Here is an 18,136-nt window from a genome sequence, read left to right as displayed (position 1 = left end):
CGAAATACAAAATGGGACGCTCAATCCCTGCGTTGCTGGAGCCGGCGCAATGACCTTTCTCGTCGGCTATTTTCCCGGTTAAGATCCAGCAATACTTCCTCAATAAACGCCAGATGGCGGTGTGATGCTTCGCGCGCCTTTTCCGGCTCACGGGCAACAATCGCCGCAAAAATACTGGCGCGATGAATGCTCACCTGCACCAGCACTTCCCGGCTTAGATAAAGCAATTCAAAATTCTGTCTTACGTTCTGTTCCAGCATCGGCCCCATACAACGCAGCAGGTGCAACAGCACCACGTTATGGGTCGCTTCCGTTACGGCCACCTGATACTGCATTACCGCTTCCGACTCCGCCGCCAAATCGCCCGCGTCCCTGGCCTGCTGAATAACATCATGACAATCCCGAATACGCTGCAAATCCGCCTCGGTTCCGCGTAACGCGGCGTAATAGGCGGCAATGCCCTCCAACGCGTGACGGGTTTCCAGCAGATCGAATTGTGATTCAGGATGATTGCTCAGCAGCGCGGCCAGCGGATCGCTGACGCTTTGCCATAGATTGGCCTGCACGAAAGTGCCGCCGCCCTGACGGCGCAAAAGCAATCCTTTGGCTTCCAGGCGTTGAATGGCTTCTCTCAGAGAAGGGCGGGAGACATCGAACTGTTTGGCCAGTTCGCGCTCCGGGGGCAGTTTTTCGCCGGGGCGCAAGGTTCCCTCAAGGATCAAAAACTCCAGTTGCTGCTCAATCACATCTGACAGTTTGGGCTGACGGATCTTGCTGTATGCCATGGTGAATTCATCTCTGCGAATGGCGCGGAGTCAATTGGTAATACCAATTTCAAAAACGTGACGCTAAAGTAACAAAATATTCACCTTCTGTCCATAAGGACGTGGCGCTAAATCACCAATCTCGCCATATTTTAACAAATGCACCAAGGATATGCGGCAAAGTGATAGCGCGCCGGCGCCATTCCCCTTTATCGCCCTGACTTATATTTTAACCTTTATGAAACGTAAAGCAGGCGGTGCTGAACCGTTTAAACAGTAAATAAATGAATTTAAATTCAAAATAAAAGACTTTTCATTCATTTATAATCTCAAGTCAACGGTATTTTCCGCTGCAATTTACCCAGGAAATCGGGCAATTTCATTCTATGGTAAGAAAAAGGCGATCGCTAAAACGGGGAAAAGAGAGCCCGCAGGTCGGGAAGAGGATGATTTAACGGTGAGACATTGATGTCACTATAATTTTTGTCTATAGAGCAGAAGAAATCAGTGCAATCTTGTTTGCTTGCCACTATTCTCTGACCAACGGTAGATGCTGATCAATATTCGTCTACATCTCATCGTAAAAATAAAATTACACCAACGTAAAAGAGTTAATACGGCCGAGCGGAGCGCATCGGCCTTATATTGCTCACCAAGGCAGAGGATTAAATTTGATGGATGGTCAACAACAGGACGGAGCGCTAAAGCGTGGCTTGAAAAACCGCCATATCCAGTTGATTGCCCTGGGCGGCGCGGTGGGAACCGGCCTTTTTCTCGGCATCGCTCAAACAATCAAAATGGCTGGACCCTCGGTTATTTTGGGATATGCGATTGGCGGGCTGATTGCTTTCCTTATCATGCGACAACTGGGGGAGATGGTGGTAGAGGAGCCGGTAGCGGGTTCTTTCAGCCATTTTGCTTACAAATATTGGGGCAACTTCGCCGGTTTCGCCTCCGGCTGGAACTACTGGGTACTGTATGTTCTGGTCGCCATGGCCGAACTGAGCGCCGTGGGGATTTACGTCCAGTATTGGTGGCCTGATATCCCAACCTGGGTTTCCGCCGCCGTGTTCTTCCTGGTGATTAACGCCATTAATCTGGCGAACGTCAAAATTTACGGCGAGATGGAATTTTGGTTCGCCATCATTAAAGTGGCGGCCATCATCGGCATGATCGTGTTTGGCGGCTGGCTGTTGCTCAGCGGCACCGGCGGCCCGGAAGCGACCGTTACTAACCTGTGGGCGCAGGGCGGATTCTTCCCCAACGGCACCAGCGGATTGGTGATGGCGATGGCGGTGATCATGTTCTCGTTCGGCGGACTGGAGCTGGTCGGCATCACCGCGGCGGAAGCGGATGACCCGGAAAAGAGCATTCCCCGCGCCACCAATCAGGTTATCTACCGTATCCTGATCTTTTACATCGGTTCCCTGACCATTCTGCTGTCGCTTTACCCGTGGGGCAAAGTGGTCGAAGGCGGCAGTCCGTTTGTGATGATCTTCCATGAACTGAACAGCAACGTGGTGGCGACCGTACTGAATATCGTGGTGCTGACCGCCGCGCTCTCGGTATACAACAGCTGTGTTTATTGCAACAGCCGTATGCTGTACGGCCTGTCGAAACAAGGCAACGGCCCTAAAGTGCTGCAAACGGTTGACGCTCGCGGCGTACCCGTCGTGGCGATTGGGGTTTCCGCCTTAGCCACGGCGTTCTGCGTACTGATCAACTACCTGATTCCCGGCAAAGCCTTTGAATTGCTGATGGCGCTGGTGGTTTCCGCGCTGGTGATCAACTGGGCGATGATCAGCCTCGCCCACCTGAAGTTCCGGGCGAAAAAAGACAGCGAAGGGACGGTAACCAAGTTCAAGGCGCTGCTTTATCCGCTGGGCAACTATATCTGTCTGCTGTTCCTGGCGGGTATTCTGGTGGTGATGTACCTGACGCCGGGCATTCGCATCTCCGTGCTGTTGATCCCGGTATGGGTGGTTATTCTGGGTATCGGTTACGCTTTCAGGCAGAAAACCGGGTCCGTTAATTAGCCTGATACGCGAAAAATGGCCGATATGTTCGGCCATTGAGGTTGCTGACAAAGTCGCCTGTAAGCCGGAGATACCCGGGCCTACCGTACCGAGGGGCGCTCCGGCGGCTTACGCCGCTACGGCCCCTCGCCACGCTCTCCCTAATAACAGGCTTTGTCAATGGTCTGAATGGCCGATATCTCCGGCCATTTTTCTTCCTCTTGCGCCTTATACCAGCGCGCCATAAATCGTCAGTAAAGCCACCACCACCACCAGTATTCGCGTCACTTTTTTCGCCAGCGCCACCGCCGCCTTTGGCGTTTCTACCGGGTCGATATGCGGCTCACGCGTCAGCGAAAATTGCGCCAGTTGGGTCAAAACCCAATATTGCGAGTTGCGGAAATCTCCCAGAGAAGCGAACCAGGCCGGCAGCGCCTTCTCGCCATGCCCCAGCAAAGCGTAAGTCACGCCGGCCAGACGCACCGGGATCCAGTCAAGCCAATGCAACAGCGAATCAACCCCTGACTGCGCGCGCGCCAGCGGCGTATGGTGGCGCGCCAGCCAGGTCTGCCGGGCGCGTAAAAACGCATAGCCGGCCATGGCGGCGGGACCATAAGGGCCCGCGACGATAAACCAGAACAGCGGGGCCAGATAAAAGCGGAAATTAATCCACAGCAAGGCGTTCTGCAGTTCCTGCAAACGCTCTTTTTCTCCCACCCCGACGGGCAAGCCCTGAATCAAAGCCAGCTCCGCCGCCATTTCCTGACTGGCGCCCACTTCTCCGCGCCGGGCCGACTGCAGATATCGCCGATAGTGCTGACGCACCTCCCCCGCCCCGATACACATCAGGCTGACGGCGATCCACAGCATTAACAGAATCAGTCCGAACAAGATACCGTCCGCCAGCCATAACAAAACCGATACCACTCCCACGCAGCACAATGTCAGCAACAGGGTTTGCAATAAGGAAGGGGGCGGCAAGCGGCGAAACACCGCTTCAAGACGGTGATCCAACTGCCAATGCTCACCCTGTTTAAACAGACGCTCCCACGCCAATACCAGCAACAATGTAAACAGCGTCATCGGTTTATGCTCCCGTCATTATCCATCCGGCCTTCCCGTATCAGGCGGTGATATAAATCCCAATCAAAGGCCGGTCCAGGATCGGTTTTACGGCCCGGTGCGATATTACTGTGTCCGGCAATGCGCGACGGCGTTACGGGGTAAGCGCTGAGCAGCAGCCGGGTTACCGCCGCCAGCTGATAATATTGTTCCGTAGTAAAAGGTAGCGTATCCGTTCCTTCCAACTCGATGCCGATGGAAAAATCGTTACACCGTTCACGACCTTCATATTGAGAAACGCCGGCATGCCAGGCTCGCTGGTTAAAAGAGACATATTGAATAATTTCCCCGTCCCGGCGAATAAGGCAGTGCGCGGAAACCCGTAAATGGCGTATATCGGCGAAATAGGGATGGGCGTCGGCATCCAGCGTCGCGGTAAACAGTTGGTCGATATAAGGGCCGCCAAATTCCCCCGGCGGTAAACTGATATTATGGATCACCAGCAGAGAAGGGGCTTCGTCGTCCGGGCGACTATCGCAATGGGGGGAGGAAATATGTTTTATCTCGGATAACCAGCCATTTTCCAAAAGCATCGGCGATAACCTCGCATCATGTCGTTTGCCGGGCTGAAATAAGGTGCGGTTAATCGGAACGGTGTTTAACCAGAATGCGCCTGCCGAAAGAGTACCATATTTCTCAACCCCATACCTAACCGGCTGGATACAAAAAGGTTTTATTGTTTCCCCGCGCGTTGTCACGCCGTCGTAAATCGTCTTTAAACAGGGTAATCGCTCCAGAAGCGAGCCGCGTTACGTCTCTCCAGAACGCCAGAAAATAGTGATATGGATCACATTTTTATGCAATCTGATGAATATGTGAATCAACTAACGTGCACTGTTTCAATTTTTATTTAAAATGGCGACGTGAAATAGTCATCGATTTTTTCAGGTATTACAAAAACTTATTTCACAATACCTGGCTTCACAACGCGCTTTCCAACTATACGGAAATTAATATGAAAAAAGCTTTCGCCGCAGGCGCTTTGGTCGCCTTGTCCTACAGCGTGCCGGCTCTCGCTGACGAGAATAAACCGCAATATCTTTCCGACTGGTGGCATCAGAGCGTCAACGTGGTGGGGAGTTATCACACCCGCTTCGGACCTCAGCTAAACAACGATGTCTATCTGGAATATGAGGCGTTCGCCCGCAAAGACTGGTTCGATTTTTACGGCTATATCGATGTACCGAAGTTCTTCGGCGTGGGAAACTCGAACGACCGCGGTGCCTGGGACGATGGCTCACCGCTGTTCGTGGAAATTGAACCGCGCTTTTCCATCGATAAGCTGACGGGCGCCGACCTTGGCGTCGGTCCGTTCAAAGAGTGGTATGTCGCCAATAATATCATTTACGACCACGGGCGCAGCAGTGATTCACGGCAAAGCACCTGGTACGTAGGGTTGGGCAACGATATCGATACCGGAACCGATTTATCGCTTTCCACCAATATCTATGCCAAATACCAGTGGAAGAACTATGGCGCCGGCAATGAAAACGAATGGGACGGCTACCGTTTCAAAGTGAAATACGCCTATCCGTTAGGGACGCTGTGGGGCGGCAACGTCGCCTATATCGGTTTCACCAACGTTGACTTCGGCTCAGACCTGCGCAATAAGGACGGCCGGTCGCGCACCGGCAACTCCATCGCCTCCAGCCATATTCTGTCGCTGGGTTACGACCACTTGCACTACTCCGTCGTCGCCCGTTATTTCCACAACGGCGGACAGTGGGCGGACGGCGCCGAGCTGAACTTCGGCCAGGGGCCATTTGAAGTGAAATCAACCGGCTGGGGTTATTATCTGGTGGTGGGCTACAGCTTTTAACAACTTAAAACCTTGAATTATCACAACTACTCATGGTGGATGTCGTCGTTCAAACCGGGTAGCATAGAGACCCGAATCCCCCTTCGGAGCTTTTTGTGATGACAACGCGTCGCTACAGTCAGGAACAACGCCAGACCGAGCTGCTCAATCGTATTGCGCAGGATATTCCCGCCAGCGTACGGCTGGCGTTAAGTGAAGATTTGGGCGGCGAGGTGGATGCCGCCCAGGATATTACCGCCCATCTGTTAACGCATGATGCCCAGGCCTCGGCCCGTATAATCACCCGCGAGGCGGGCATCTTCTGCGGCAAACGCTGGCTTGAGGAGGTTTTCGCCCAACTCGGCGACGCGACATCCATTACCTGGCGCGTTGCCGATGGCGATGCCATTGCGCCCGGCCAAACCCTGTGCGACATCGCCGGCCCGGCCAAACAGCTGCTGACCGGGGAGCGTACGGCGCTGAATTTCCTGCAAACGCTGTGCGGCGTGGCCAGCGAAGTCAGCCGTTACGTCTCGGTGCTGCAAGGCACCGGCACCCGGTTACTGGATACCCGCAAAACCATTCCGGGGCTGCGCACCGCGCTGAAATATGCGGTGATGTGCGGCGGCGGCAATAACCACCGGCTCGGCCTGTCCGATGCTTTCCTGATTAAGGAAAACCATATCATCGCGGCCGGCTCCATCAGGCAGGCGGTGGAGAACGCCTTTTTACTGCGCCGCGACGTGCCGGTGGAAGTGGAGGTGGAATCGCTTGATGAGCTGCGACAGGCGCTGGACGCCGGCGCGGATATCATCATGCTGGATAACTTCAGTCTGGAAACCATCCGCGAGGCGGTGAACATCACCCAGGGCCGCGCCCTGCTGGAAATCTCCGGCAACGTAACGATCGAGACGTTGCGCGATTATGCGGAAACCGGGGTGGATTATATTTCCGTCGGGGCGCTGACCAAGCACGTCCGCGCGCTGGATTTATCGATGCGCTTTATCTGACTCTCCAGGCGGCCTGGGAAATACCGGGCCTCTCTCCTCTTCGTTGCCGTACGCAAATTGCAAAACCGCTCGCAAAAACCATTCCATAATCGGCAAATCACCAACTCTTCTCCGCGCCCTGTTCCGGTTTTCATCATCGCCTGTCGCCAGTTGCCGCCACGTTTTCTATCTTGTCGCTACGCACCGCAACGGGGAAAACCACTATGGAAAAACAACAGGGATTTACGCTGGTTGAGTTGATGATCGTCATCGCGATTGTCGCCATCCTGAGCGCCATTGGCGTACCCGCCTATCAGGGATACCTGCAAAAGGCGGCTATGACCGATATGCTGCAAACGATGGCGTCGTATAAAACCGCCGTGGACCTTTGCGGGCTGGAGAATGCGGCGTTTTCCGCCTGCAATGCGGGAAATCAGGGAATACCCGGCAGTAAAACCTCACGCTACGTCAGCGCGGTCAGCGTTAATCAGGGCGTCATTACCCTAAGCGGACAATCCACCCTGCAAGGGTTGAGCGTCGTCCTGACGCCGGTATGGGATGCGGAAACCGGCACGGCGCGCTGGACCAAAAACTGCGCCACCGAAAGCACGGCGGACAGCATGCAATCCGCCTGTCAGGATGTTTTCCGTTTTGACGACGCGGCGGGTTAACCATGGCTGACGCACAGCATCTTGCCGGCGAATTACAGCGAGTGTGCCATCGCTACCATGCGTTACTGCTGAATATGGATGAGCAGACCTTGTCGGTGGCCGTCAGCGGCGAGGCGTCAGCGGAAATGATGGCGGCGCTGCGTTTCGCCGGCAATCGCCAGATTCTGCTGGAACAGTGGCCGCAGGCCAGAATGGAGCAGCAGCTCAAAACCGGCGCGGAAAAAACCGTGGTGAAGGAAACCACCGAGGCTTACCAAGCCGAGCCTGAAAGCCACATCAGCGACGAAGACGCCCCGGCGGTGCGGTTTATCAATCAGATATTGCGCCTGGCCATTCAGCGCCGCGCCTCCGATATTCACTTTGAACCCCTGCCGACCGACTATCGCGTGCGCCTGCGCATTGACGGCGTATTGCAGGAAGCCTCGCCGCCGCCGAGCGGATTGAGCGCGCGTATTACCGCCCGGCTGAAGATCATGGGCAAGCTGAATACCGCCGAGCGGCGATTGCCGCAGGACGGACAGTTCAGCATCATGCTGGATAGGCAAAGCTGTTCGCTGCGCATTGCCACCTTACCGGTACAGCACGGCGAGAAAGTGGTGCTGCGTATTCTGCAAACCCGCCGGCAGGAGTTGGCGCTGGACAAACTGGGGCTTGCGGACGCCGACCTGAAGCAGTTGATCCGGGTGCTGAATGCGCCGCAAGGGATGATTTTAGTGACCGGCCCCACCGGCAGCGGTAAAACCGTTACGCTGTATAGCGCCATCAGTTGGCTTAATCATGTCAGTCGCAACATCTGCAGCGTGGAAGATCCCGTTGAAATCCCGCTGCCGGGCATCAATCAGACGGCGATCAACCCGAAAGCCGACCTCGATTTCAGCCGCATATTACGGGCGCTGTTGCGCCAGGATCCGGACGTGATCATGGTCGGCGAAATCCGCGATGCCGAAACCGCTGAAATCGCCGTCAAAGCGGCGCAAACCGGGCACCTGGTGATGTCCACGCTGCATACCAATTCCGCGCCGGAAACCCTCACCCGGCTGAGTCATCTCGGCATTCCGGGCTACCTGATCGCCGCCGCCCTGAAACTGGTGATTGCCCAGCGTCTGGTACGGCGCTTATGCCCCCGCTGTAAGACGCCGGCCGCCCCGCTCGCTCATTTTCCAGCGGCGCTGTGGCGCGGTCCGCTGAATAACTGGCGGGCCAACGGCTGTAGCCACTGTCTGTCCGGCTACTACGACCGTGTCGCCATCTACGAATTGCTGCTGATTACGCCGCAACTGCGACAAGCGCTGGCCAATAACGCCGGCAGCGGCGAGCTATCACGGCTTGCACGCCAGCCGGGTTCCCCCTCGTTGCTCGAAGCCGGGCTATTACTGGTGCATGAGGGGGTAACCTCAATAGCGGAGATTTACCGTATTGTCGGCGCAGGCGCATGGCATCAGGATCCCGCGTCATGAGGCTGGAGCGTTTATATCACTGGCAGGCCATTACGCCGGAAGGGACGTTGGTCCACGGAGAAATAATCAGCGCCCGCCGACAACACGCCCACGCGCGTTTAATCAGCCAGGGATATCAGCCTTTATCGCTGAAAACCGGCCGCTACCTGACGCCGGGCTATTGGAAAGGCGAGCAGCTCAGCGAGCTTATCAAACAAATAGCGACGCTGTTGCAGGCGGGCCTCCCTTTGCTGGAAGCCCTGCATCTGGTGACCGAACAGCATCAACGTCCGGGCTGGCGCTGCGTGCTGAGAGAAATCGGCGTCCAGGTGGCGCAGGGGAAAGCGCTGTCTGAAACCGTAGCGGAATATCCGCATATCTTTCCCGTCATCTACCGTTCGCTGATCGCCGTGGGCGAACTGACGGGAAAGCTCGATGAGTGCTGCCTGCGGCTGGCGCTGCAACAGGAGGCGCAGTATCGCCTGCGCCAGAAAGTGGTGAAAGCGCTGCGTTATCCCTGTTTTGTATTAGCCATCGCCATGCTGGTCAGCCTGCTGATGCTGACGCTGGTATTGCCGGAATTTTCCAACCTGTATGCGTCTTTCGACACGCCGCTTCCCTGGTTTACCCGGCAGTTACTGCATCTGGCGGACGGGATAGCCCGCTACGGTTTAGCGGGCTTTGTCATCGCATTGAGCGCGTTACTGGGCTATTGCAGCCTACGCCGGCGCAGCCCCTTCTGGCGGGAGAAGGAACAGGCCTGGCTGTTGAAATTACCGCTCCTGGCGCATTTGATCCGCGGCGACTGCCTGAGCCAGATATTTAACGTACTGGCGATGACGCAGCACGCCGGGCTGACACTGCCGGCAGGACTGGATGCCGCCGCCGCCATCCGCCACCCGGTTTATCAGGCGGCAATCCGGCAGATACAAATAGCGATCCGGCAGGGCAACACGCTTCATCACGCGACCCGGCAATATGGCGCGCTGTTTCCCGCCCCTTGTCAGCAGCTTATTCGCGTGGGCGAGGAAACCGGAGCATTGGATAGCCTGTTTACTCAATTGGCGCATTGGTATGAGAGAAAAACCCGCCAACAGGCGGAAACGCTGACGCAAACGCTGGAGCCGATGCTGATGCTGATTGTCGGAGCGATGGTCGGCGCCCTGGTTATCGGCATGTACCTGCCTATTTTCCAGTTGGGCAACGTATTGGCCGGCGCCTGAACCAGCCAATACCGGGGGACGCTGTTCGTTAGCTATTGAAAATACGGTTTTCCTGCTCGGCAACGCGAATAAACGTGGTGCGCTTGGTCAGCTCCTTCAAGCGTGAAGCGCCGACATAGGTGCAGGCAGAACGCAACCCGCCAAGAATATCGCGTACGGTGTTATCAACCGGGCCGCGCAGCGGCAATTTGACCGTTTTGCCTTCGGCGGCACGGTATTCCGCGACGCCTCCCACATGGCGTTCCATTGCCGAAGCCGAACTCATGCCATAGAACAGCATCATTTTTTCGCCATTCTCTTCCACAACGGCGCCCTCACACTCATCATGCCCGGCCAGCATGCCGCCCAGCATCACGAAATCGGCGCCGCCGCCAAAGGCTTTGGCCACGTCGCCCGGCACGGAACAGCCGCCGTCGCTGACGATCTGTCCTCCCAGACCATGGGCGGCATCGGCGCATTCAATCACCGCGGAAAGCTGGGGATAGCCGACCCCGGTCTTGACGCGGGTGGTACACACAGACCCCGGGCCAATACCGACTTTAACGATATCCGCCCCTGACAGAATCAGCTCTTCGACCATTTCGCCGGTCACCACGTTACCCGCGCAAATCACTTTGTCTGGAAAGGCCTCACGCGCTTTTTGCAGAAAGGTGACAAAATGCTCCGAGTAGCCATTGGCGACATCAATACAAATAAACTTCAGATCGGGCGACAACGCCAGAATTTGCTGCAGCCTGGTGAAATCGGCGGCCGACGTACCGCTTGATACCATCACGTGACCTAACACCGATACGGATGAATCCTGCACAAAGCGCGTCCATTGCTCCAGCGAATAATGTTTATGCACCGCCGTTAATACATCGAACGATGCCAGCCTCTCCGCCATGCGGAAAGTACCGACCGTATCCATATTGGCGGCGATAATCGGCACGCCGGACCAGTCGCACCCAGCGTGGAGAAAAGTGAATCGGCGCTCCAGTTCAACGTCGGAACGGCTTTTGAGGGTAGAGCGCTTGGGCCGGATAAGAACGTCTTTAAAGCCTAATTTCAAGTCTTCTTCAATACGCATGGGGTTTGCATTCCTGGTTAGTGGCGACGATGCGCAACGGTGGTGATCGGCGTAATTCATGCCCTTTCCAGTGACGTTATCATACGCGGGAATAATCCTGCGACAAGACTGCGAATTTACTTTTTTAAGTGACGCCGGGGGGGATGTTTAGCTGATGACGCCCTGACAGTGGCGATGACAGGGATGGTGAAAATGTGACGAACGTTACATCACCGTCCGCTTAATCCCTATAATCTTTCTCCCGATATAACACTGGATTGTCACTGGTCGTCGATCAGGCAAAACCTGAGCGGGTCCTCGCTAAGAGGCCCACTCGGGTTTTTTTTATCTTAAATATTATTGACGGAATGATTATGGGAAAGATGAAGCTCTCGGTATTAATGATGGGATTAATGGGAATGATGTCGGCGGCAATCGCAGATAGCCGCATCGAAGCGACGCTGAAAGCCGAACAATCCGGTCCTCAGATATCGCGCTATATCTATGGCCAGTTTTCTGAGCATCTGGGGCGCGGCATCTACGATGGCATCTGGGTCGGCCCCGATTCCTCCATTCCGAATACGCGCGGTATCAGAAACGATGTGGTCGCAGCGCTCAAAGCGCTCAAGGTGCCGGTCGTACGCTGGCCGGGAGGATGTTTCGCTGACGAATATCACTGGCGTGACGGCATAGGGCCGCGCGATAAACGCCCGGTGCGCAAGAATAACTGGTGGGGCGGCGGTCTGGAAAACAATGCTTTCGGCACCCATGAGTTTTTCGACTTTGCCGAACAGATCGGCGCGGATGCCTATATTTCGGTTAATGTCGCGTCATCCACACCGACGGAAATGCGCGAATGGATTGAATATTTGACGTCGACGGAACAGGACAGCCTGGCCAACGAGCGCCGCGCCAATGGCCGCGACAAGCCGTTTAAGGTGCCTTTTATCGGCATTGGCAATGAGAGCTGGGGTTGCGGCGGCAATATGACGCCGGAGTATTATTCCAACGAACTGCGCCGCTGGGGATCTTTTTTCCATAAAGACGGCCTCAACTTCCATGAAGGCAATGACAATACCGCGCTGCGCGTCGGCTCCGGCGCGAATAACGACGACACTAACTGGACGGACGTGGTCATGAAAAACGCCGCGTTTCATCTGGACGCCATCTCTTTGCATTTCTACACCGTGCTGACGGGAGAGTGGGCAAATCGTAATCAGGCCAGCGCTACGGGTTTCCCTGACGAGCAGTGGAACGCGATTTTCCAGCAAACCCTGCGCATGGACGATGTGCTGCAGCAGCATATCGCCGTTATGGATAAGAACGACCCTCAAAAACGCATCGGTCTGTTCGTTGACGAATGGGGCACCTGGTATAACGTTGAGCCCGGCACCTATCCCGGCCATCTGTTCCAGCAGAACACCCTGCGCGACGGTATCCTGACCGCCGCCAATTTCAATATTTTTCATAAATATGCTGAGCGAGTGCGCATGACCAACATCGCCCAGGCCATCAATGTATTGCAGGCGATGATCCTGACCGAAGGGGACAAGATCGCGCTGACGCCGACCTATTATGCTTTCAGGATGTACGTACCGTTCCAGGATGCTACCGCCATCCCGCTTGATGTTAAGGCGCCTCTGCTGACCTCCGGTGGCAAATCGTTCCCGGCTTTTAATGTCTCCGCCGCCAGGGCGCAGGACGGCAAGGTATATATCGGCGTCGCCAACATGAACCAGCGCGAAGGCTATGACCTGTCCATCAATCTGGGAACGCTTAAAGCGACGTCCGTTTCCGGTGAAATACTTACCAGCACAGTGCCGGATGCGCACAACATCCCCGGTCGGCCCGAAGTTATTCATCCGGAAAACTATCGGGATGGCAAAATTAACGGCTCGGCGCTGGCATTGAAAATTCCCGCCAAATCAGTCGTGGTGGTGAGACTGGAGTAAACGCCAGGCCGAGGGACTAAACCGCCCTGCGCCATTTTTTATCGGAACGTTCAATATGCCGCCCCGCCGCCGGGGCGGCATATGGGGTTGAGACTCGTCACAGACCGCAGCCATACTGGCATCACGCTATCTTTACGCCATTTTATTCCGCGCGCAAAACTTCCCTATTTGGGATAAAATCGGATAAATCGCCCACCAACTTTTAAAATCGGCCTATGACATATATCGTAGCCTTAACCGGTGGCATCGGCAGCGGAAAAAGTACGGTAGCCGATGAGTTCGCCAAACTCGGAGTGAGCATCATTGATGCGGATATCATTGCGCGTCAGGTGGTTGAACCGGGGAAACCGGCGCTGGACGCCATCAGGCTACGTTTTGGCGCCGATATCCTGCACGCCGACGGCTCTTTGAAGCGCGCCGCGTTACGCCAAAGCATCTTTTCCTCCCCGGAGGATAAGCAATGGCTGAATAATCTGTTGCACCCGTTGATTCATGCGGAAACACAATCCCGGTTTCAGGAATCGACCGATCCCTATGTCTTGTGGGTTGTGCCATTACTGATAGAGAATGGTTTACAACGCCATGCCCAGCGTGTTCTGGTGGTCGATGTGAACCGGGATACTCAGCTTGAACGCACTCTGGCCCGAGACGGGATCGGTCGTCAACAAGCAGAAAATATACTGGCGGCTCAGGCGACTCGTGAACAGCGCCTGGCCTATGCCGATGATATTATTGATAATAGTCGCAGCCAAAGCGAGCTTGCTTCGCGCGTTGCGCAGTTGCATCGCCGTTACCTTGAGCTCGCGGCTTCATCCGCTGACAGGATTACCAAGCATGAGTGACGTATCCTCAACCATTTTATTTGAATATCCTTTAAACGAGAAAACGCGCACCTGGTTGCGTATCGAATTATTGTTACAGCAGTTGCACCGCAACCATTCCCTGACCGATATGGGAAGCGCGCTGACGTTTTTTCGCGCCATTTCCGACCTGATGGATGTGTTGGAGCGCGGGGATGTTCGCACCGAACTGCTAAAAGAGCTGGAACGCCAGCAGCAAAAACTATTGCAATGGAGCCATGTTCCCGGTGTTGATATGGAGCGGATCCATTCCCTGCGCCAGCAGTTGAAAACGCAGTCCGGCGTGCTGATGGCCGCCCCGCGGATGGGACAACTCCTGCGGGAAGATCGGCTGATCGCCATGGTCCGTCAGCGGCTCAGCATACCGGGAGGATGTTGTAGTTTCGATTTACCCACGCTGCATATCTGGCTTTATCAGCCACAGGAACAGCGCGAGCAGTTGGTGGCGGGCTGGCTGGACTCATTGGCGCCGTTAAAGAAATCGCTGGATATGATACTGGAGCTGATTCGCCACTCCGCCACCTTCCGCCCGCAGATTAGCCTGAACGGCTTCTTTCAGGATAATGCCTCTGAGGCCGATCTGTTGCGTCTGCGTATCGATCTGGCTTATCAGCTCTACCCGCAAATTTCCGGTCACAAAACGCGCTACGCCATCCGTTTCCTGTCCCTGGACAATGAGAACGGTCAGATTCCCGCCCGGCTGCCGTTTGATTTGGCCTGTTGTTAAGAAGAAATCGTTAAGAAAAAATAGTTAGGAAAAAGCCATGACTAATGACGTTACCACCGTAAAATGCCCGACCTGCAAGAAAACCGTTATCTGGAACGAGAAAAGCATTTACCGCCCGTTTTGCAGCAAGCGCTGCCAGCTTATCGATCTGGGGGAATGGGCCGACGAGGAAAAGCGAATCCCCAGCGATGATATTATTTCCGACAGTGAAGACTGGAGCGAACCGCGGCACTAAGGAATAGCGCCACGGTTTTCAAACGCCCGACGGCAACGGCGGCAGCTCGCCCTTAAGAACAGCGTTAATTGGCTTTCAACCAGCGGATCATCTCCGCATTCGCCGGTGGAAATTCATCTTCCAGCAGCTCATCCGCCCTCAGCCAGCGGGAAGCCTGACCTTCACGGCCGTATGGCTCGCCAAGCCAGCTCTCCACCAGAAAAAAATGCAGCGTGATGGCGCGCTCCGGCGTAGAGAAAGTTTTCGTATTCAGCGGCTGCGGATTTTGCGCCTCAATCCCGGTTTCTTCACGCAGTTCGCGAATCAACGCCTGCGCCGGGGTTTCCCCCGCTTCCACTTTACCGCCGGGAAACTCCCACATGCCCGCCATATGAACGCCGGCCGGCCGACGAGCAATAAAAAACCGTTGCTCGGCATTGCGGATAATGCCCACCGCAACGGATAACTGTTTTTGCACCATAATACGTCCCATCAAGTAAAAGGCGGCCTCTGCGACCGCCTTTATATTATTGCTCAATTCAACGGTCGGCTACTTCTGTAACCGGCCGTGGCATTGCTTATATTTTTTCCCGGAACCGCAGGGACAGGGGTCGTTACGACCAATTTTACGTTCGGCGTGAACCGGCGCGCCGGCATTCTGAGTCTCCTCTTCCTGGTGGCTCAACTGCTGCTGACGGGCCAGGCGCTCGGCCTCTTCACGCCGCTGCTGCTCCAGCGCCTCAATCTCTTCCGGCATACGAACCTGTACTTTGCTCAGCGTGCCGATCACCTCATATTTCAGCGATTCCAGCATGGCGGCAAACATGGCGAAAGACTCGCGCTTATATTCCTGTTTGGGATCCTTCTGCGCGTAACCGCGCAGATGGATACCCTGACGCAGGTAGTCCATCGCCGCCAGATGCTCTTTCCACAGGGAATCCAGCGTTTGCAGCATCACGCCTTTCTCGAAGTTGCGCATCACCTCGCTGCCCACAACCTCTTCTTTACGCTGATAAACCTCGATCGCCTGCTGTAAAATGCGCTCGCGCAGCGTCTCTTCATGCAGCTCAGGTTCTTTATCCAGCCACTCTTTAATCGGCATATCCAGCTCAAAGTCATTTTTCAGACGCTGCTCCAGACCTTCGACGTCCCACATTTCCTCCAGCGACTGCGGCGGAATACAGCTGTCGATGGCTACCTTGAACACGTCTTCGCGGATACTGGCGATGGTTTCGCTGATATCGGAAACGTCCAGCAGCTCGTTGCGCTGGGTGTAAATCGCCCGGCGCTGATCGTTCGCCACGTCATCATATTCCAGCAATTGCTTACGGATGTCGAAGTTACGGCTTTCCACCTTGCGCTGCGCATTGGCGATCGCCTTCGTCACCCAGGGGTGTTCAATCGCCTCGCCGGGCTTCATGCCCAGTTTACGCATCATGTTGGATACGCGGTCGGAAGCGAAAATACGCATCAGCGCATCTTCCATCGACAGGTAAAAACGTGAAGAGCCCGCGTCCCCTTGACGGCCGGAACGGCCGCGCAGCTGGTTATCGATACGGCGGGATTCATGACGCTCGGTGCCGATGATATGCAAACCGCCGGCAGCCAGCACCGCGTCGTGGCGCACCTGCCATGCCGCTTTAATCTCGGCTATCTGCGCTTCCTCCGGGTTTTCCAACTGGGCGATTTCAGCCTGCCAGCTTCCCCCCAGCACGATATCCGTACCGCGACCGGCCATGTTGGTGGCGATGGTTACCGCCCCGCTTTGGCCCGCCTGGGCGATGATATCCGCCTCCATGGCGTGGAATTTGGCGTTCAGCACACTGTGCTTGATGCCCGCTTTATCCAGCGCCTGAGAAACGACCTCCGACTTTTCGATGGAAATGGTACCCACCAGCACCGGCTGCCCGTTGGCGGAGCGTTCCTTGATATCTTCAATGATAGCGTCAATCTTCTCGCTTTCGGTCATATAGACCAGATCGGGCAGATCTTTTCGGATCATCGGACGGTTGGTGGGAACAACAATGGTATCCAGCTTATAAATCGAACTGAATTCAAAGGCTTCGGTATCCGCAGTACCGGTCATCCCGGCCAGTTTTTCATACAGACGGAAGTAATTCTGGAAGGTGATGGAGGCCAATGTCTGGTTTTCATTCTGGATAGCGACATTCTCTTTCGCCTCCACCGCCTGATGTAAACCATCCGACCAGCGACGCCCCTGCATGGTACGCCCGGTATGTTCATCGACGATGATAACTTCACCGTCTTTCACGATGTAATCCACGTCGCGGGTAAACAGCACATGGGCGCGCAATGCGGCGGTCACATGGTGCATCAGCATAATATTGGCCGGCGAGTAGAGCGACTCGCCCTCATCCATAATGCCTTCGCGCACCAGCAGCTCTTCCACCAGCACCAGACCGCGCTCGGTCAGGTTGACCTGGCGCGATTTCTCATCCACCGAGAAGTGCCCTTCGCCGTGGAAGGTATCCGAATCCTCTTTCTCCTGACGGATCAGGTGGGGAATGATTTTGTTAACGCGGATATAAAGCTCGGAGCTGTCTTCAGCCGGGCCGGAAATAATCAGCGGGGTACGGGCTTCATCGATCAGGATGGAGTCAACCTCATCCACCAGCGCATAATAGAGTTTACGCTGTACGCGCTCTTCCGGGCTGAAGGCCATATTGTCGCGCAGATAGTCAAAACCGTATTCGTTGTTGGTGCCGTAAGTAATATCCGCGGCATAGGCTTCGCGTTTGGCCGGCGCCGGCATGCCCGGCAGGTTGATGCCAACGCTCAATCCCAGGAACTCAAACAGCGGGCGATTGTTTTCCGCATCGCGCTGCGCCAGATAGTCATTCACCGTCACCACGTGCACGCCGCGGCCGGTCAGAGCATTGAGGTACGCGGGAAGCGTCGCGGTCAGCGTTTTACCTTCACCGGTGCGCATTTCCGCAATGCAGCGCTCGTTCAATACCATCCCGCCGATAAGCTGAACGTCGAAGTGGCGCATGCCGAACACCCGTTTGCTGGATTCGCGCACCACGGCAAAAGCTTCCGGCAGCAGGCTCTCCAGCGATGCGCCTTTCTCCAGACGCTCGCGGAATTCAGCCGTTTTGGCTTTCAGTTCGTCATCCGAAAGCTTTTCCATATCGGCTTCCAGACGATTAATCACCTCAACGTTCTTACTCATACGGCGCAGCGTACGATCGTTACGGCTACCAAAAATTTTGGTTAATATATTCATGACCATAATAGTTTTAATCTCACAAATGCCACTCATCCAGTGGCTGCACAACATCAAAAAACTGAGAGGA

At 55.3% G+C, this 18,136-nt stretch carries 16 protein-coding genes; 10 read left to right on the top strand and 6 right to left on the bottom strand.

The genetic code is table 11. From position 1 onward, the window contains the following. Window positions 1-20 precede the first annotated feature (20 nt). The gene (gene pdhR, locus EH206_RS03650) at window positions 21-785 is read right to left on the bottom strand and encodes a pyruvate dehydrogenase complex transcriptional repressor PdhR (protein WP_009111467.1); all 765 of its coding nucleotides are present in this window, start codon (window positions 783-785) and stop codon (window positions 21-23) included. Window positions 786-1,438: 653 nt separating this feature from the next. Between pdhR and EH206_RS03645 the strand changes: the two genes are divergently transcribed. Next, entirely contained in the window at window positions 1,439-2,800 is a 1,362-nt protein-coding gene (locus tag EH206_RS03645; RefSeq protein ID WP_009111466.1) for an amino acid permease, read from the top strand. A 207-nt stretch (window positions 2,801-3,007) separates the two neighbouring features. Here the strand turns inward: EH206_RS03645 and ampE are convergent, their stop codons facing one another. Beyond that, window positions 3,008-3,862, bottom strand: coding sequence for a beta-lactamase regulator AmpE (gene ampE / locus EH206_RS03640; protein ID WP_009111465.1), 855 nt, complete (start codon window positions 3,860-3,862; stop codon window positions 3,008-3,010). Then, window positions 3,859-4,434, bottom strand: a complete 576-nt coding sequence (ampD, locus tag EH206_RS03635; RefSeq protein ID WP_009111464.1) for a 1,6-anhydro-N-acetylmuramyl-L-alanine amidase AmpD — start codon at window positions 4,432-4,434, stop codon at window positions 3,859-3,861. The genes ampE and ampD overlap by 4 nt, the downstream gene beginning before the upstream one ends. A 422-nt stretch (window positions 4,435-4,856) precedes the next feature. Here ampD and EH206_RS03630 point away from each other — a divergent pair, with 422 nt between their 5' ends. The 5 genes from EH206_RS03630 to hofC all read left to right on the top strand — a co-directional run bounded on the left by EH206_RS03630 (window position 4,857) and on the right by hofC (window position 10,018). Beyond that, the gene (locus EH206_RS03630) at window positions 4,857-5,720 is read left to right on the top strand and encodes a nucleoside-specific channel-forming protein Tsx (RefSeq protein ID WP_009111463.1); all 864 of its coding nucleotides are present in this window, start codon (window positions 4,857-4,859) and stop codon (window positions 5,718-5,720) included. A gap of 98 nt (window positions 5,721-5,818) precedes the next feature. Continuing rightward, entirely contained in the window at window positions 5,819-6,709 is an 891-nt protein-coding gene (nadC, locus tag EH206_RS03625) for a carboxylating nicotinate-nucleotide diphosphorylase (protein WP_009111462.1), read from the top strand. Window positions 6,710-6,912: 203 nt separating this feature from the next. Then, on the top strand, window positions 6,913-7,359 hold the full coding sequence (ppdD, locus tag EH206_RS03620) for a prepilin peptidase-dependent pilin (RefSeq protein WP_009111461.1): 447 nt from the start codon (window positions 6,913-6,915) through the stop codon (window positions 7,357-7,359). A gap of 2 nt (window positions 7,360-7,361) precedes the next feature. After that, window positions 7,362-8,816 carry a type II secretion system protein GspE gene (gspE, locus tag EH206_RS03615; protein WP_009111460.1) on the top strand — a complete coding sequence of 485 codons (1,455 nt, stop codon included), beginning with the start codon at window positions 7,362-7,364 and terminating at the stop codon, window positions 8,814-8,816. Beyond that, on the top strand, window positions 8,813-10,018 hold the full coding sequence (gene hofC, locus EH206_RS03610; RefSeq protein WP_009111459.1) for a protein transport protein HofC: 1,206 nt from the start codon (window positions 8,813-8,815) through the stop codon (window positions 10,016-10,018). Before gspE ends, hofC begins: the two co-directional genes overlap by 4 nt. Window positions 10,019-10,046: 28 nt before the next feature. On the opposite strand, the gene EH206_RS03605 is transcribed toward hofC, so the two are convergent. Beyond that, window positions 10,047-11,087, bottom strand: coding sequence for a GMP reductase (locus tag EH206_RS03605; protein ID WP_009111458.1), 1,041 nt, complete (start codon window positions 11,085-11,087; stop codon window positions 10,047-10,049). A gap of 353 nt (window positions 11,088-11,440) precedes the next feature. Between EH206_RS03605 and EH206_RS03600 the strand changes: the two genes are divergently transcribed. The 4 genes from EH206_RS03600 to yacG all read left to right on the top strand — a co-directional run bounded on the left by EH206_RS03600 (window position 11,441) and on the right by yacG (window position 14,840). Beyond that, window positions 11,441-13,018 carry an alpha-N-arabinofuranosidase gene (locus tag EH206_RS03600; protein ID WP_009111457.1) on the top strand — a complete coding sequence of 526 codons (1,578 nt, stop codon included), beginning with the start codon at window positions 11,441-11,443 and terminating at the stop codon, window positions 13,016-13,018. A 215-nt stretch (window positions 13,019-13,233) separates the two neighbouring features. Next, window positions 13,234-13,860, top strand: a complete 627-nt coding sequence (gene coaE / locus EH206_RS03595) for a dephospho-CoA kinase (protein WP_009111456.1) — start codon at window positions 13,234-13,236, stop codon at window positions 13,858-13,860. Next, on the top strand, window positions 13,853-14,605 hold the full coding sequence (zapD, locus tag EH206_RS03590; protein WP_009111455.1) for a cell division protein ZapD: 753 nt from the start codon (window positions 13,853-13,855) through the stop codon (window positions 14,603-14,605). The genes coaE and zapD overlap by 8 nt, the downstream gene beginning before the upstream one ends. A 37-nt stretch (window positions 14,606-14,642) precedes the next feature. Next, on the top strand, window positions 14,643-14,840 hold the full coding sequence (gene yacG / locus EH206_RS03585; protein ID WP_009111454.1) for a DNA gyrase inhibitor YacG: 198 nt from the start codon (window positions 14,643-14,645) through the stop codon (window positions 14,838-14,840). A gap of 64 nt (window positions 14,841-14,904) precedes the next feature. Here the strand turns inward: yacG and mutT are convergent, their stop codons facing one another. Both mutT and secA read right to left on the bottom strand, forming a co-directional pair. After that, window positions 14,905-15,300: an 8-oxo-dGTP diphosphatase MutT gene (gene mutT / locus EH206_RS03580; RefSeq protein WP_009111453.1), complete on the bottom strand. Its 396-nt coding sequence runs from the start codon at window positions 15,298-15,300 to the stop codon at window positions 14,905-14,907. 69 nt (window positions 15,301-15,369) lie between these two features. Next, window positions 15,370-18,072 (bottom strand): preprotein translocase subunit SecA, encoded by a 2,703-nt coding sequence (secA, locus tag EH206_RS03575; RefSeq protein ID WP_040342871.1) that lies wholly within the window; start codon window positions 18,070-18,072, stop codon window positions 15,370-15,372. Window positions 18,073-18,136: the final 64 nt, after the last annotated feature.

This window comes from Brenneria nigrifluens DSM 30175 = ATCC 13028 (genome assembly GCF_005484965.1).
GTDB classification, from domain to species: Bacteria; Pseudomonadota; Gammaproteobacteria; order Enterobacterales; family Enterobacteriaceae; genus Brenneria; species Brenneria nigrifluens.
Note: the sequence above shows the minus strand (reverse complement) of the source record. Positions and strands in the feature narration are given on the sequence as shown.

Bases quoted from the DNA above. Each gene is read 5' to 3' on its own strand.
- zapD (WP_009111455.1), top strand. From the start codon at position 13,853: ATGAGTGACGTATCCTCAACCATTTTATTTGAATATCCTTTAAACGAG.
- mutT (WP_009111453.1), bottom strand. From the start codon at position 15,300: ATGGTGCAAAAACAGTTATCCGTTGCGGTGGGCATTATCCGCAATGCC.
- ampE (WP_009111465.1), bottom strand. From the start codon at position 3,862: ATGACGCTGTTTACATTGTTGCTGGTATTGGCGTGGGAGCGTCTGTTT.
- EH206_RS03605 (WP_009111458.1), bottom strand. From the start codon at position 11,087: ATGCGTATTGAAGAAGACTTGAAATTAGGCTTTAAAGACGTTCTTATC.
- gspE (WP_009111460.1), top strand. From the start codon at position 7,362: ATGGCTGACGCACAGCATCTTGCCGGCGAATTACAGCGAGTGTGCCAT.
- secA (WP_040342871.1), bottom strand. From the start codon at position 18,072: ATGGTCATGAATATATTAACCAAAATTTTTGGTAGCCGTAACGATCGT.
- EH206_RS03600 (WP_009111457.1), top strand. From the start codon at position 11,441: ATGGGAAAGATGAAGCTCTCGGTATTAATGATGGGATTAATGGGAATG.
- coaE (WP_009111456.1), top strand. From the start codon at position 13,234: ATGACATATATCGTAGCCTTAACCGGTGGCATCGGCAGCGGAAAAAGT.
- pdhR (WP_009111467.1), bottom strand. From the start codon at position 785: ATGGCATACAGCAAGATCCGTCAGCCCAAACTGTCAGATGTGATTGAG.
- EH206_RS03630 (WP_009111463.1), top strand. From the start codon at position 4,857: ATGAAAAAAGCTTTCGCCGCAGGCGCTTTGGTCGCCTTGTCCTACAGC.
- yacG (WP_009111454.1), top strand. From the start codon at position 14,643: ATGACTAATGACGTTACCACCGTAAAATGCCCGACCTGCAAGAAAACC.
- EH206_RS03645 (WP_009111466.1), top strand. From the start codon at position 1,439: ATGGATGGTCAACAACAGGACGGAGCGCTAAAGCGTGGCTTGAAAAAC.
- ppdD (WP_009111461.1), top strand. From the start codon at position 6,913: ATGGAAAAACAACAGGGATTTACGCTGGTTGAGTTGATGATCGTCATC.
- ampD (WP_009111464.1), bottom strand. From the start codon at position 4,434: ATGCTTTTGGAAAATGGCTGGTTATCCGAGATAAAACATATTTCCTCC.
- hofC (WP_009111459.1), top strand. From the start codon at position 8,813: ATGAGGCTGGAGCGTTTATATCACTGGCAGGCCATTACGCCGGAAGGG.
- nadC (WP_009111462.1), top strand. From the start codon at position 5,819: ATGACAACGCGTCGCTACAGTCAGGAACAACGCCAGACCGAGCTGCTC.